Genomic DNA, 14,741 nt, shown 5'->3' on the forward strand with positions numbered 1-14,741 from the left:
CAACCATCGTCCGGGGACCCCGAGGACCGGACATGAGCATCCGTACTCAACTGCCGTACGTACCGGGTACCCCGTCGTCATGAGCCCCGTCTACGCTGAGACCTGACAGGGCAGCAACCAGGGGCGGGGGAGGGCACGGTGGGGAGTCACGCACGGCGCGTCGCGCGCCTCGTACCCGCGATCCTCTGCGTACTCTGGTCCTTCCTGCTCGTCCCGGCATCCGCGACACCGACGCAGGGCGCGCCCGCGCCGAGCACCGCGACGTGGGGCGCCCCGGCGTCGAGCACCGCAACGAGCGGCCTCCCCGCCGCGAGTACCACCCCCCGAGCCCCCTCGCCCGCCGGTCCGCGCGCCGACTCGTCCGAGCCGCGCCTCGCGCCCGCAGCCGTCGTGGGGCTTCCGGCCGCCGTCGAGAACCCCGTGCGGTTCCCGGCGGCGCCCGCCGCTCCGCCCGCCGCGCCCGTCGACCTCTCCGTACCGGCGCGCGGTCTCCTCGAAGGCGACCCGCGCCGCGAGCGCGCGCCGCCCGGCGGCCACCACGGCCCGCACGCGTCGCGCGGGCCACCCTCCACCCGGCACAGCTGACGTCTCCCCGCGTCGCCGTCCGGGTCCTCGGCATGTCCACGGACCGGTCCTCGACGCGCATCCGACCGCACGCCCCGCACGGACAGCGGGCGCCGCCCCACCGAGGCGGCGTCCGCCGAGCCGTGCGCCCGCCCGTGGAGAACCCATGTCCTCTCGTGCCACGCTCCGGCGCGCGCTCCTCGCGCTCGCCGTCGTCGCCCTCTCCCTCTGGATCACCCTGACCACCCCGCCCCGCCTCGGACTCGACCTCCGCGGCGGCACCCGCATCGTCCTGCAGACCGAGGACGGACCCACCACCCGCGCCGACGCCGCCGCCACCGACCGCGCCCTTGAGGTGCTCCGCACGCGCGTGGACGGACTCGGCGTCGCGGAGCCCTCCCTCGCCCGCTCCGGCGAGCGCCGCATCGTCGTCGAACTGCCCGGCCTGCGCGACCCGCGCCGGGCCGCCGAGACCATCGGCCGTACGGCGCAGCTCACCTTCCACGCCGTCACCGGCACGGCCCAGGGCCCGGCAGGACCGGCCGCCGCCGACGGGACGCGCGTCCTGGCCGACCCCGACGCCCCCGGCAGCCATCTGGCGCTCGCCGCACCTGAGCTCACCGGCGACGGCGTGAAGAGCGCCGAGGCCGTCCTCGACACGGCGACCGGCCGCGGCTGGACCGTCGACCTCGCCTTCCGCGACGGTGCCGCGGACGCCTGGGCGCGGCTGACCGGCGCCGCCGCCTGCGCCGCCCCGGCCGACCCGGCGCGCCGGGTCGCGATCGTCCTCGACGACCGGATCGTCTCCGCACCCGGCATGCAGGCCGGTGTCCCGTGCGGAGCCGGCATCGGCGGCGGCTCCGCGCAGATCACCGGCGGGTTCTCCGCCCAGGAGGCACGCGACCTCGCGGCACTCGTCCAGGGCGGCGCGCTGCCCGTGCCCGTGACGACGGTCGAGCAGAGCACCGTGGGCCCCACGCTCGGCGCCGAGGCGATCCGCGCCAGTGCCCTGGCCGCGGCCATCGGCCTGGCCTGCACGGGCCTCTTCGTGATGGTGGTCTACCGGCTTCTCGGCGTCCTCGCGACGATCGCGCTCCTGTTGTACGGACTGATCTCGTACGCCGCCGTCGTCGCCGTGGGCGCCACCCTCACCCTGCCCGGTCTCGCCGGCTTCGTCCTGGCCGTCGGCATCGCCGTCGACGCGAACGTCCTGGTCTTCGAACGGGCCAGGGAGGAGTACGCGTTGCTCGGCCGGTCCGCCGGGCGGGACCTGCGGCGGCCGGTCGCGACGGCGTTCGGCAAGGTGTGGAGCGCCGTCGCGGACTCCCACATCACCACCCTGCTCGCGGCCGGCCTGCTGTTCGTCTTCGCCACGGGTCCCGTCAAGGGTTTCGGCGTGACGCTCGCGATCGGCGTCCTCACCTCGCTGATCACCGCCATGGTGGTCACCCGGCTCCTCGCCGACCTGACGCTGGGCCTGCCCGCCGTCCGTAGGCGCCCGGCGGTGACCGGCATGGCCGCGCTCGGCCGGTTGAGGACCCGGCTGGCCCGCCGTGTCCCGCGTCTGATGGCGCACCGGCGCCGCTGGCTGACCGCCTGCGCCGGGCTGCTGCTGGTGGCCCTCGCCGGAATCGGTGTGCGCGGAGTGGAGTTCGGCGTCGAGTTCACCGGCGGCCGGGTCGTCCAGTACACGGCCGAACGCCCGGTGGACGCCGACACGGCCCGTACGGCCGTCGCGGCCGCCGGTTTCCCCGACGCCGTCGTGCAGACGACCGGTGACGGTGCCGTCTCGGTGCGCGTCCGGGAGACCGGGGACGGCGAGCAGCGGGAGATCAGGGAGGCGCTCACCCGGGTCGCGGGCCCGGTGGAGGCCGAGCGCGACGATCTGATCGGCCCCAGCCTCGGCGGAGAACTGCGCACCCACGCCCTCCTGGCGCTCGGCCTGGCGGTGGCGGCGCAACTCCTGTACCTGACGGTGCGGTTCCGCTGGACGTACGCCACGGCGGCCGTGGCGGCGATGACGCAGGACGTCCTGCTGGTGGTCGGCCTGTTCGCGTGGCTGGGCAAGCCCGTGGACAGCGTCTTCCTCGCCGCGCTGCTCACCGTCGTCGGATATTCGGTCAACGACTCCGTGGTCGTCCTGGACCGGCTGCGGGAGCTGCGCCGCAGGGGCGGGGGCGTGCCGCTCGCGGACCTCGCCGACCGGGCCGTCGCCCAGACCCTGCCCCGTACGGTCAACACCGGCATGGGGGCGCTGTTCGTCCTGGTGGCGCTCGCGGCCCTGGGCGGGGACTCGCTCGCGGACTTCTCCGTCGCGCTCCTCGCGGGCGTCGTCCTCGGCATGGCGTCCACGGTGTTCACGGCGATGCCGCTGGCCGTCACCCTGGAGACCCGCCACCCGGTGCCGGCCGCGACCGCGCCGCGCCGGCGCGCGGGCGCCGTGGTCTGACGGAGCCGCGCCCGTCGCCCTCCTCATGTCGGGGGGCGACGGGCCGGCGTCCCGGTCAGGGCTTGTCGAACCAGGACAGGGCCGCGATCCGCCAGCCGTCCGGCGTCCGGACGAACTGGATCGTCTTGGTGCCCTCGCCCTCGTAGGGCTTGCCGTCCAGGACGCCGGACTTGCGGTAGGTGCCGAACCGCGAGGCGATGTCGCCCTCGATCCGCGTCTCCTCGGAGGTCTCCCACTCGGAGAACTCGACGAGCCGCCCGTCGGAGAGCAGCCGCTCGCGCGGCACGACGAACTCCTCCACGGAGTACGCGGTGAACGTGGGCGCGGTGCAGACGATGACCCCCTGGGGCAGGACGAGCCGCCGGATCCGGTCCACGTCGGGGGCCTTGCCGCCCCGGTTGTCGAACGCGCCGTAGAACGCGGCGGTCACCTGGTCAATCTCGGTCTTGGACATGACACGACCCTACGCCGCACGTCGAGCAGGGCCCCGCCCCCTGCGGGTGGATCAGCCGAGCTCCGCCTCGATCAGATCGGCGGCGCGGGGCGTGCCGCCCTCGCGAGCCATCGACGCCTGGATCTCCCGGGCGCGGCGCGCCACTTCGGGGTCGTCGACGAGCCCGAGCACGGCCTCCCGCAACCGTTCGGGGGTGACCTCCTCCATCGGCAGATGCCGTGCCACACCCAGGGACCGGAGCATGTCGGCGTTCGCGAACTGGTCGGTGGCCAGCGGCACGGCGACCATGGGCGTGGCGGTGGCGAGCCCCTCCTGGCTGCCGCCGGCTCCCGCGTGGGTGATGAACGCGTCTGTCTGGCGGAGGATCGCCAACTGGGGGACCCAGGAGTGCACTTCGATGTTCGACGGCAGCTCTCCGAGCTCGGCGGGGTCGACGAACCTGCCGATCTGCAGGACGAGGTGCCAGCCCGGGAGACCGGCGAAGGCCTCCACGCAGTCACGGTAGAAACCGGGCTGCTTGGTGAAGGAGGAACCGAGCGAGACCAGGACCACCTTCTCCGCCCCCGCCGGCCGCTGCCACTCGCCCTGTTCGGCGCGGGAGCCCTGGCAGGCCCCGACGAAGGTGTAGACGGACTCGTCGACCCGGTCGGCCTGCGGCTGGAGGGCCCGGGGGATGAGGACGATCGCGCGGCGCGGGCGGGCGACGAACCTGTCCGGGTGGGTGTCGATCCCGTGCCCGCCGAGCCACTCCTCGAAGCGCGCGTAGTAGGCCCGGCCGCGCGGTGAGGCCTTGAGCTCGGCGAACATCGGCTCGGCGACCTCTTCCTCGTACCCCTCCCACGGCACCAGGTTCGGCCACAGCGAGACGGCGGGCACGCCCCACGTGTGAGCGAGGACGGGGGCCGGATAGGCGGTGATGTCGTGGAGGACCAGGTCCGGCCGGTCGCCGTCGAAGGCCTCGGCGAGCTGCGGCAGCGCCTGCATCGCGTCGGCGAGGAAGGGTTCGAGGTTGTCGATCAGCTCGGTGCCCCAGGCGTCCGGGTCGTCGTCGGTCGGCAGGGTGGAGGTGTAGACGACGGGCGTCGCCCCGGTCTCCGCGACCTTCTCGGCGAAGGACGCGGGGACGGCGTAGCTGACGCGGTGGCCCCGGGCGACGAGCTCGCGGATGACCTCCAGGCTCGGGTTCACGTGGCCGTGGGCGGCGATGGAGAACATGGCGATGTGCGCGGGGGAAGGGGTGGTCATGACGACCACCCTAGGCGAGACGAAACGTATCGTCTACTTCTTTCGCGGGTGCAGGCTCGGCGGTGTCCAGTCGGCGTGCCGCAGGATGGCGCGCAGGGTCACGCCGTCCGGAGCCGCCCGCAGGGCCGTGTTGCGTACGGCGACGGCGAGCGGATGGGCGAGCTGCTGGCCCATCCGGCCGGCCCGGCGGGCGGCGCGGGCGACGGACTGGCTGCGCGGGCGCCGCTCGGCGTCGTACCGGGACAGTGCCGTGTCGACGTCGGGCGCGGTGGCGAGCGCGGCGGCCAGTGACACCGCGTCCTCGAGCGCCTGGCAGGCGCCCTGGCCGAGATTCGGGGTCATGGCATGGGCCGCGTCGCCGAGCAGGGCGACCCGGCCCACGACGAAGGAGGGCACGGGGGTGGCCAGTTCGTGGATGTCGTGGTGCAGCACGGCCTCGGGGCGGGTGGCCGCGAGCAGGGCCGGGATCGGCTCGTGCCAGTCCCGGAAACGGCGGCGCAGCACCTCCAGGGGGTCCCGATGGCGCACTCCCGGCGGGGAGTTGAGTACGGCGTGCCACTCGGCCCGTCCGTCGGCGAGGGCGATGTGCCCGAACTCGGCGCCCCGGCCCCAGGTCAGCTCGAAGTCGGACGCCGCCGGCACGGGGGAGTCGGTGAGGGCGCGCAGGACCGTCGAACCGCTGTACGTCGGACCCGGATGGCCCGGGAAGAGCAGGGCGCGGAGGCCGCTGTTCACACCGTCGGCGGCCACCACCAGATCCGCTTCTCGTACCCCGTCCCCGGTGACCACCCCCACCCGGTCCGCGGCGGCCAGGTCCAGGGAGGTCACCTCCGCCCCGACGGTCGGGCATCCTTCGGGCAGCGCCGCGCGCAGCAGCCGGTGCAGTGCGGCGCGCGGGATCCCGACGATCGGGGTGCCGAGCGCCCGCTCCAGGGCGGCCCCGTCCATCCGGGCCAGCCAGCCGCCGCCCGGGACCCGGGTGCCGCCGGTGTACTGGGGCCGGGCGGCCTCCCGTACTTCCGTGCCGACGCCCAGCGCGTCCAGGGCGCGGATGCCGTTGGCGTGGAGGGAGATCCCCGCGCCGGCGTCGCCGAGGGCCGCGGCGCGTTCGAGGACGGTCACCTCCCAGCCGGCCCGCCGCAGTCCGATCGCCGCCGCAAGGCCGCCGATCCCGCCACCGACCACCACCGCGTTCCCGCCGTCCATGCCAGGCACCCCTTCGTGCGGTTCTTCTACAGCTGTAGAAGAACCGTACTCCTGGCCTCTACAGGTGTAGAAAGGGGGGATGCCCGCCGACGCCCCCGCCCGACGCACCCTCCTCGCCGACACCGCCATCGACGTGCTCGCCGAGCACGGCATGCGCGGGCTCACCCATCGCGCGGTCGACCGGGCCGCGGGTCTGCCGCCCGGCACCACGTCCGCCTACCACCGCACCCGTCAGTCGCTCCTGACCGCGCTCGTCCGCCGCCTCGTCGAGCGCGACCAGGCCGAGATCCAGGAGGCCGGCCGGCGGGCCGGTGCCCTGCGCGACGCCGAGGAACTCGTCGCCGGGCTCACCGCGTTCGCCGGGCTCCGGCTCACCGGCGAAGGCCGCCGCCGTTCCCTCGCGCGCTACGCGTGCGCCCTGGAGAGCGTGCACCAGCCCGAGTTGCGGGAGATCCTCGTGCCGCGCGAGAACGCGGCCCGGCAGTCCGTCGAGGACTTCCTCGCCGCCCAGGGGCTCGCGGACGCCCGCGCGCGCACGGTCACCCTGCTCACCTGCGTGGACGGCCTGGTCTTCGACCGCCTGGTCAACGGCGGCACCGTCCCCGCCGAGGAGGTCCGCCGCCTGGTGACGGCCGCACTTCGCTGAGGGCGCGCGCGGGGGCGGCCGACGGGAGGTGGCCAACGGGAGGTGGCGGTGGGGTGAATGCTTGCCCGGGAGCTCTCGCGCACGTGTGATGTCCATGCCAAACTTCGGGTCGGTCCACGCCCACCGACCCAGGGGGAAGCAGTGAAGACACCCGCGTACGCCACCAGGGGCGCGCTCGCCCTCGCCGGCGCCCTCGCGCTGATCATCGCCCTGCCGGGCAGCGCGCTCGCCGCACCGCCCACCGCCCTGCCCGCCAACGCCGACGGCCTGGAGCAGACCTTCCAGCCGGCCTACGACTACGACACGGACGGCTGCTACCCCACCCCCGCGATCGGCCCCGACGGGACGCTCAACGGCGGCCTCAACCCCTCCGGCGCCCTCAACGGCCAGTGCCGTGACGCCTGGGACCTCACCAACACCAACGGGTACGCGCGCGCGAAGTGCAACAACGGCTGGTGCGCCGTCATCTACGGTCTCTACTTCGAGAAGGACCAGGCGGTGGCCGGCAGCAGCCTCGGCGGACACCGCCACGACTGGGAACACGTCGTGGTCTGGGTGCAGAACGACCAGGCGCAGTACGTCTCCACCTCCGCCCACGGCAACTTCGACATCTACGGCCGCGACCGGATCCGCTGGGACGGCACCCACCCGAAGATCGTCTACCACAAGGACGGCATCGGCACCCACTGCTTCCGCCCGGCGAACTCCAACGACGAACCGCCCGAGAACCACCAGCACACCTGGCAGTTCCCCGCCCTGGTCGGCTGGAACGGCTACCCCGCGGGCATCCGCGAGAAGCTCACCCAGGCGGACTTCGGCAGCGCGGTCTTCGGCCTCAAGGACGGGAACCTCGCCTCCCACCTGGCCAAGGCGAAGCCCGCCGGCATCCCCTTCGACCCGTACGCCTGATCGCGACCGGACACCCACCGCAGGCCGACAGGTCCTGGTCACGCGCGCGCGGGACGGGCAAGGTGGCCGGGACAGCACCCGGCGACCGGAAGGGACGACGCCCCCATGCCCCAGCAGTACGGCGACTACCAGAACGAGATCTACCTCAACGGGCTCTTCGGCGTCACACCCACCCTGCCGATGACCTTCGCCGATCTGGAGGCGAAGGCCCGCGCGGCCCTGCCGCCCTCGCTCTGGTCGTACGTCGCCGGCGGCGCGGGCGACGAGTACACCCAGGAGGCCAACGTCACCGCCTTCCAGCGGTGGGGGCTCGTCCCGCGCATGATGGTCGGCGCCGCCCAACGCGACCTGTCCGTCGACCTCTTCGGCCTCAAGCTGCCGTCCCCGCTGTTCATGGCGCCGGTCGGAGTGATCGGGCTCTGCGCCCAGGACGGGCACGGCGACCTCGCGACGGCCCGGGCCGCCGCCCGTACCGGCGTCCCCATGATCGCCTCCACACTCGGCGTCGACCCCATGGAACAGGTCGCCGCCGCGTACGGGGACACCCCCGGCTTCTTCCAGCTCTACACCCCCACCGACCGCGCCCTCGCGGAGAGCCTGGTGCAACGCGCCGAGGCGGCCGGCTTCCGGGGCATCGTCGTCACCCTCGACACCTGGATCACCGGCTGGCGTCCCCGGGACCTCGCCACCAGCAACTTCCCGCAGCTGCGCGGACACTGCCTGGCCAACTACACCAGCGACCCGGTCTTCCGGGCGCGCCTCGCCAAGACCCCCGAGGAGGACCCGGGCGCCGTCGTCGCGGAGTGGGCGGGGATCTTCGGCAAGCCGCTCGTCTGGGACCACCTCGCCTGGCTGCGCTCCCTCACCGACCTGCCGATCATCCTCAAGGGCATCTGCCACCCGGAGGACGTCCGCCGCGCCAGGGACGGCGGCGTCGACGGCATCTACTGCTCCAACCACGGCGGACGCCAGGCGAACGGCGGCCTGCCCGCCCTCGACGCCCTCCCCGGCGTGGTCGCCGCCGCCGACGGCCTGCCCGTGCTCTTCGACTCCGGCGTCCGCACCGGCGCCGACATCGTGAAGGCCCTGGCCCTCGGCGCCACGGCGGTCGGCATCGGCCGCCCTTACGCGTACGGCCTCGCCCTCGGCGGGGAGGACGGCATCGTCCACGTCCTGCGCTCCCTCCTCGCCGAGACCGACCTGATCATGGCCGTCGACGGCTACCCGACCCTGGACGACCTCCGCGCGGACGGCGCCCTGCGACCCGTCATGACGTACGGCGCGCCCGGGCCGCGAGGGAGGTGACGCGGCGGCGCCGTTCCTCACGTGCGCGCGTGTGCCGGTCCAGCTCTTCCATGAGGCGCCGACCACGGTGATCCGGTTCGAGTTCGTCGAGGACGCGGTCGATCTCGGCGAGCAGCGCGCCGTACAACTGCCAGCGCTCCGGATCCTGCGCCGCCTCCTCCCTCAGCAGCCGGGCGGCCTGGTCACGGGCGGCGCGGGCCGCCCCGAGCTCCTCGCCGAGGCGGCCCTCCGCCGTCTCCGCCTCCGCGCTCGAAGGCGAGGTGACGAGGCGGGCGAAGCTCATGAGGGTGTCCGCGAGGTGCCGCAAGGTCTCCCGCAGCGCGACACCCGTCTCCCGGCGCACGAGGGCGGCCCCGCGCCGTTCCTTCGCGAGGTCGGTCAGGGAACGGGTGAGGACGCGGAGCACGACCGCGCAGATCTCCAGGGTGTCGAGGCCCGTGCGCAGCACGATCCGGTGCAGCAGCCCCTCCTTGACCCGCGGGTTGAGCCGGAGGCTGTCCTCCGCCTGCCGCAGGGCCGCGTCGACGTCCGCGACGTCGTTGTCGAGGCGCCGCGCCTCGTGCAGCCGTGCCGCCGCCCGCTCCACCGGAGCGGGCGGCGGGCCCGCCTCGGGAACCGGGGCCGGTCCGGGCCGGGCGTCCGGGTCGGCGAGCTCCTCGCCGACGTCCAGGAGCAGTCGCCGCATCCGCCGGGCCAGGTCCACGATCGAGTCCCCGGCGGTGTCCACCCAGACCGGCGGGACGAGCACGACGTTGAAGAGCAGGCCCACCACGGCACCGATCAGCGTCTCCAGGACGCGGTCCCAGGCGGTGTCGGCGACCTGGGTGACACCGAGGACCAGCATCGCGCTGATGGCCACCTCGGGCACGAACTCCTCCACCCGCACGAACCGGCCCACGACGAGGGACGCCAGGATGATCAGGGCGAGGCTCCACCAGCTGAGTCCGACGAGCGCGCTGAACGCGATGGCGATGAGCACGCCCACCACGACGGAGTTCACCCGCCGCAGGCTCGTCGTGAGCGTCGAGTACAGCGTCACCTGGACGACGAGCAGCGCGGTGAGCGGGGCGGTCAGCGGCGCCGGTTCGGCACTGAGCCGGAGGGCGACGACGTACGAGAGCGTCGCCGCCGCCGTGGATCGCACCGTCTGCACCACCACCGGGTCCCGACGCCACCGCCGCCACCACTTCCAGCGCCGCCACGGGCGGGGAAGGACGCGTGGGACGGAGCGGTGCGGCATGGATCCTTCTCCGGCGGTCGGGGAGCTGCGGGTGCCTTCCCGCCGCCACGCCATCAAACCGCGACGCTCGGTGCTGCCGCGGGCACGGGCCCGCCGACGCGCCGGAGACCCCGGCGCGATGCCGGGGTCTGTCGGTGCTGCCGGTCAGCCGGACAGGGCGGACGCGAGCCGGTCCACCGCCTGCTGGGCGACCGCGGTGTCCGTGCGGTCGGCCGCGTCGCGCAGGGCATGCAGCGAGGCGGCGATCCGGTCCGCCCGGGCGGAGTCCGTGTCGTGCTTGACGCGGTCCCAGGTGAGTTCGAGGCAGGTCGCGTCACCGGCGATCGCGCCCGCGTCCCGGGCGGCGGCGTCCAGCGCGGACTGGCGCGCCCACAGCCCCATCCGGGCGGCCTCGACCGTCGCGAGCGGCTCGTAGCGCAGGTGCAGGTCGAGGTCGTTCTGGGCGACCCGGAGCGCCGCACCCCGGACGAGATCGGCATCGCGCGCCTTGACGGCCGTGGTGAGCGAGTCGAGGTCCCGGTCCATCTGCTCGACGAGCAGCCGGGGCACCTGGTCGGCGGCACGGTACGCGTCCCAGGCGGCGCGCACCTTCGCCACGTTCGCCTCGGTCGCCCCGGTGTGCGCCGCGCGGACCGCTGCCGAGAGGGCCGCGAGTTCGGCGGGTACGGGGCCCGGGGTGACGTCCGTCGGTACGGCCAGCGAGATCGCCTCCAGGTCGGCGCCGGGCTCGTCGATGGTGAGCTCGCCGTACCCGGGGGCGATGACCTTGTCCTCGCGCGAGCCGTCCTGGTTGAGCTCGCTCGTGGTGATCGCGCCCTTGACGGGTCCGTACGGCCCCGGGACCGTCTGCCCGGCGGCCTTGACGGTGACCTGCTCGAAGACCACGCCCGGGCTGTTCTCCGGCCGGAACACGTCACCGGCCTTCGGCTCGTGGGGCATGATCATCGCGGCCGGTCCGCTCTTCCCGGACCGCCAGGTGCCGCCGGTGTCCGCGACCACCCCGTTCTCGTAGTTGAAGACGTCCTCGCCGAGGTACCAGACCGATCCGTCGTCGGCCTGCGCGAACCAGTCCGTCGCGACCTCCTTGACCCGCCCGTCCGAGAGGGACATGTACTGGAGCGTGCGTGCCCGGACCTGCTCGCCGTTCACGGTGACGGTCTTGATGTCGGGCAGCAGCGTGAGCTCGGTGCGGAAGGGCTTCCCGTCGACGTGACCGTCGTAGATCACCTGCTGGATCCGCGAACTGGCGTGGAGCGGGTTGGTGATGTCCGTCGGCCGGCTGAACACGGGCGTTGCCAGGTCGACCCGGTCCTGCTCCGGGGCGAGCGGCAGACACGTGTCGGTCTTCTGGCCGCCTTCCTCCACGATCCGTACGCATTCGGAGCCCGCCGCGGGGGTCCCGCTCGCGGCTCCGCCGCCGACGGCACCGGCGGTGCAGCCGCCGGTCGAGAGGGTCGCGGCCAGGACCGCGCACACCGCGGCCGCCGGATATCTGTTCCTCATGGCTGCCTCCTCTGCCGTGACATCGACGCTGCCACCCGGGTGCTGAAGGGAGCCTGAACGGAACTGAACCGGTCTTCAGGAGCGGTGGCGCGGCCTCAGACCTCCGGGTCCGCCGGGAGCACCACCTCGAAGCGGGCCCCGCCGAGGCGTCCGTCGGTCACCGTCGCCGTGCCACCGTGCGCCGCGACCAGTTCGGCGACGATGGCGAGCCCGAGGCCACTGCCGGCCGTGCTGCCCGCGTCGCCCCCGTCGGCCGTCGAGCGGGACCGCGCCTCGTCGAGGCGTACGAACCGTTCGAAGACCCGCTCGCGATCTGCCGGCGGCACGCCGGGACCGTCGTCCTCCACGCCCAGTACGACGCGGCCGTCCGGCAGCTCGGCGAGGTCGAAGGCGACCTCGGAGCGCGCGTGCCGGGCCGCGTTGTCGCTCAGGTTGCGCACCACCCTGCCCAGGCCCCGCGGGTCCGCCCGCCGCCGGGCCGCCGACACCCCGGCCGTACTGATCCGTAGCCCGGGCGCCGTCTCCCGCAGTCGGTGCGCCTCGTCGAGGAGCAGGTCGTCGAGATCCACCGGCCGCAGCCGGGGGCGCAGCGCGTCCTCGTCGGCGCGGGCGAGCAGCAACAGGTCGTCGACCAGCCGCTGGATCCGCAGATCCTCGGCGAGCACCGTCCTGGCCAGCCGTTCACTCGTCGACCGGTCCGTCAGCCGGTCGGGGTGGGCGAGCGCGACCTCGACGTGCTGGCGGATGGACGCCACCGGGGAACGCAGCTCGTGCGAGGCGTCGGAGATGAACCGGCGCTGGGCGCCCTGTGCCCGTTCGAGCCGGTCCAGCATGCGGTTCATCGTGGTGGCGAGGCGTCCGATCTCGTCGCGGCCCGGCGGAAGCGGCACCCTGCGGTGCAGCTCCGCCGCCGAGATCGCGTCCACCTCCCTCCTGATGGCCGCCACGGGCGCCAGCGCCCGCCCGACCGCCATCCAGGTCGTGCCGGCCACCACGAGCATCAGCAGCGGCAGCCCCGTGAGCAGCAGCCGGGTGACGATCCGGGTCGATTCGTCGACCGTGACCAGCGTCTGCCCGGACAGTACGGTCCGGACCCCGCCGGGCCCTTCGGCGGTCACCGCCACCACCAGGAACCGGTCCTCGTCCAGGGGCGTGGTGAGGATGGCCTCGGTGCCCTTGCGTGGGTCGGCGAGGGCCGGCAGACGCGCGGCTTTCGGGCTGCCGGCGATCACGTCTCCCCGGGCGTCCAGGACCTGGATGAACTGTTCGTCCTGCTCGCTCACGGTCAGCGACGGCACCCCGCGCCCGGACTCGATGACGGCCGCCACCTGCTCGGCCCGGTCCCGCGCTGCCTGCCGTACGTCGTCGGTGAGCTCGGCCCGCATGAGCGCGACCAGGGCCACCGCTCCCGCGACCACGCCCACCGCCACGACGAGGACGGCCGCCACGGTCGACCGGAACCGTACGCCCATGGCCGCCTACCCCCCGTCGGGGGCCAGGCGGTAGCCGCAGCCCCGTACGGTCTCGATGGACGCCCGGCCGAAGGGCCGGTCCAGCTTGTTCCGGAGATGCCGGACGTAGACCTCGACGATGTTCGGGTCGCCCTCGAAGGCGTCGTCCCAGACGTGCGCGAGGATCTCGCGCTTCGACACGGTCTCGCCGCGCCGGCGCAGGAGGAACTCGAGCAGTGCCAGCTCCCGGGCGGTCAGCTCGACCCGTACCGCACCCCGTGACACCTCCTTGGCCGCCGGGTCGAGGCGCAGGTCGCCGGCGGTGAGGGCGGCGGGCCGCTCGCGCGGTTCGCGGCGCAGCAGCGCACGGAGCCGGGCGAGCAGCACCGCGTACGAGAAGGGTTTCGTCAGGTAGTCGTCGGCGCCCGCGTCGAGCCCCTCCACCTCGTCCCACTCGCCCTCCTTGGCGGTGAGCATCAGGATCGGGGTCCAGTTCCCCTCGGCGCGCAGGGTGGCGCAGACGCGGTAGCCGTTCAGGCCGGGGAGCATGATGTCGAGGACGATCGCGTCGTACGCGTGCTCGCGCGCCCGCCACAGGCCGTCCGTGCCGTCCAGGGCGACGTCGACGGCGAAGCCCTCCGCCTCCAGGCCGTTGCGGAGCCCCTCGGCGAAGCGCTCCTCGTCGTCCACGATCAGAACCCGCATGTCCCGATTGTGACCCGCGTCACCTGAACCCGGGCTGAAGGGCACGCGGTGCCGCCCGCCTCGGCGAGCGGCACCGCGCGGCCCCACCCGTCCTACGACCGGGCCAGGAGACCTGTCGCGCCGGCGGGCTCCGCGGGCGGGGTGGTGCCGTAGACGTCCGGGCTGATCCTGTAGCCGCGCGCGTCCTGCCTCAGGACCTCCCTGTCGACGGCCGCGAGCTCCTTGGGGCTCAGCTGGGTGAACTCGGTCAGGGACAGGGTCTCCGGGTTCTCCTCGCCCACGGGCTCCACCTTGATGTTGCCCACCTGCGGCGCGTAGGACTTCCGCTGGTGGCCGCCCTCGGGGTCGAGCGGCGCGAACTCGTCCGTCACCAGGACGTTCTGGAAGCAGCCGACCTCGACGCAGACGCTCTGGCCGGTCTGGAACACCGTGGCACAGTCCCAGAAGCCGATCTCGGGCGCCAGGCCCTCGGTGTAGGTGGGGCTGCCCACCCGCGGCCTGGCGAGCATGGCGATGCCCGCCTGGGCGTCCTGCACGCCGGAGATCCAGGTGTCGGGCGCGCCGACGAGCCGGCCGTTCTCGTAGAGCTCCGGGTACTCCCCGAGGCGCCAGACCGCTCCGCGCCAGTCCTGGGCGAAGAACGCCAGCTCCGACTCCTCGACCTTCTTGCCGTTGAGGTCCTGGTCGTACACCACCACGGTGCGCACGCCGTCGATGACCTTGGTCAGGTCGGTCACCGTCGTCACCACGGTGTGGTCCTCACCGGCGACGTCGCCGGTGAGGACCAGGCGGGTACCGGGCCTCAGCGGAAGGAACCTGTTGGTCACCCTCGGGAGAGCGGGGAACGTGTACGGGCGGAGGGCGGGGGGCCCTGGGCAGTCACCCTGCGCCCGCGCGCCGGGTTTCGCCGGGGCGGGAGAAGGCGCCTGGGGGGTACTGGTGGCCTCCGCGCCGGGGGCCAGCAGCAGTGCGGCGACGATCGGGCTCAGCAGGGCAGCGGCCGCGCGGATGCGACGGGGCATTCAGCTTGATCCTCTCGGTGGAGCCAGGGTGGGGCTCCACCG

13 protein-coding genes are annotated in these 14,741 nt (G+C 74.0%); 5 read left to right on the plus strand and 8 right to left on the minus strand.

Going from position 1 to position 14,741, the window contains the following annotated elements; translation table 11 throughout:
• Window positions 1-138 precede the first annotated feature (138 nt).
• Window positions 139-585, plus strand: coding sequence for a hypothetical protein (locus AC07AW_RS30700; protein WP_478818713.1), 447 nt, complete (start codon window positions 139-141; stop codon window positions 583-585).
• A gap of 145 nt (window positions 586-730) precedes the next feature.
• A complete protein-coding gene (gene secD, locus AC07AW_RS30705) occupies window positions 731-3,013 on the plus strand; it encodes a protein translocase subunit SecD (protein WP_478818714.1) in 2,283 nt (760 codons plus the stop codon).
• 55 nt (window positions 3,014-3,068) lie between these two features.
• On the opposite strand, the gene AC07AW_RS30710 is transcribed toward secD, so the two are convergent.
• The 3 genes from AC07AW_RS30710 to AC07AW_RS30720 are packed head-to-tail and all read right to left on the minus strand — an operon-like array spanning window position 3,069 to window position 5,918.
• Window positions 3,069-3,467 (minus strand): nuclear transport factor 2 family protein, encoded by a 399-nt coding sequence (locus AC07AW_RS30710; protein WP_478818715.1) that lies wholly within the window; start codon window positions 3,465-3,467, stop codon window positions 3,069-3,071.
• Window positions 3,468-3,518: 51 nt separating this feature from the next.
• The gene (gene mgt / locus AC07AW_RS30715; protein WP_478818716.1) at window positions 3,519-4,712 is read right to left on the minus strand and encodes a macrolide-inactivating glycosyltransferase; all 1,194 of its coding nucleotides are present in this window, start codon (window positions 4,710-4,712) and stop codon (window positions 3,519-3,521) included.
• Between the two features lie 33 nt (window positions 4,713-4,745).
• Window positions 4,746-5,918 carry an FAD-dependent monooxygenase gene (locus tag AC07AW_RS30720; RefSeq protein WP_478818717.1) on the minus strand — a complete coding sequence of 391 codons (1,173 nt, stop codon included), beginning with the start codon at window positions 5,916-5,918 and terminating at the stop codon, window positions 4,746-4,748.
• Window positions 5,919-5,997: 79 nt separating this feature from the next.
• Between AC07AW_RS30720 and AC07AW_RS30725 the strand changes: the two genes are divergently transcribed.
• From AC07AW_RS30725 to AC07AW_RS30735, 3 genes are all read left to right on the plus strand, one after another.
• Complete coding sequence (locus AC07AW_RS30725) at window positions 5,998-6,564, plus strand: TetR/AcrR family transcriptional regulator (RefSeq protein WP_478818718.1); 567 nt, start codon at window positions 5,998-6,000, stop codon at window positions 6,562-6,564.
• A 141-nt stretch (window positions 6,565-6,705) separates the two neighbouring features.
• Window positions 6,706-7,473, plus strand: coding sequence for an NPP1 family protein (locus AC07AW_RS30730; RefSeq protein WP_478818719.1), 768 nt, complete (start codon window positions 6,706-6,708; stop codon window positions 7,471-7,473).
• 105 nt (window positions 7,474-7,578) lie between these two features.
• Complete coding sequence (locus AC07AW_RS30735) at window positions 7,579-8,778, plus strand: lactate 2-monooxygenase (RefSeq protein WP_478818720.1); 1,200 nt, start codon at window positions 7,579-7,581, stop codon at window positions 8,776-8,778.
• Here AC07AW_RS30735 and AC07AW_RS30740 read toward each other — a convergent pair.
• The 5 genes from AC07AW_RS30740 to AC07AW_RS30760 form a co-directional block, all read right to left on the minus strand.
• Window positions 8,741-10,018 carry an FUSC family protein gene (locus AC07AW_RS30740; protein ID WP_478818721.1) on the minus strand — a complete coding sequence of 426 codons (1,278 nt, stop codon included), beginning with the start codon at window positions 10,016-10,018 and terminating at the stop codon, window positions 8,741-8,743. The two genes, AC07AW_RS30735 and AC07AW_RS30740, sit on opposite strands and share 38 nt — an antisense overlap.
• 144 nt (window positions 10,019-10,162) lie before the next feature.
• Window positions 10,163-11,521, minus strand: coding sequence for a hypothetical protein (locus AC07AW_RS30745; RefSeq protein ID WP_478818722.1), 1,359 nt, complete (start codon window positions 11,519-11,521; stop codon window positions 10,163-10,165).
• A 95-nt stretch (window positions 11,522-11,616) separates the two neighbouring features.
• The gene (locus tag AC07AW_RS30750; RefSeq protein ID WP_478818723.1) at window positions 11,617-12,993 is read right to left on the minus strand and encodes a sensor histidine kinase; all 1,377 of its coding nucleotides are present in this window, start codon (window positions 12,991-12,993) and stop codon (window positions 11,617-11,619) included.
• Between the two features lie 6 nt (window positions 12,994-12,999).
• Entirely contained in the window at window positions 13,000-13,677 is a 678-nt protein-coding gene (locus AC07AW_RS30755; protein WP_478818724.1) for a response regulator transcription factor, read from the minus strand.
• 92 nt (window positions 13,678-13,769) lie between these two features.
• The gene (locus AC07AW_RS30760) at window positions 13,770-14,699 is read right to left on the minus strand and encodes a hypothetical protein (RefSeq protein WP_478818725.1); all 930 of its coding nucleotides are present in this window, start codon (window positions 14,697-14,699) and stop codon (window positions 13,770-13,772) included.
• Between the last annotated feature and the right edge of the window lie 42 nt (window positions 14,700-14,741).

The organism is Streptomyces sp. NPDC044003, from assembly GCF_056435185.1.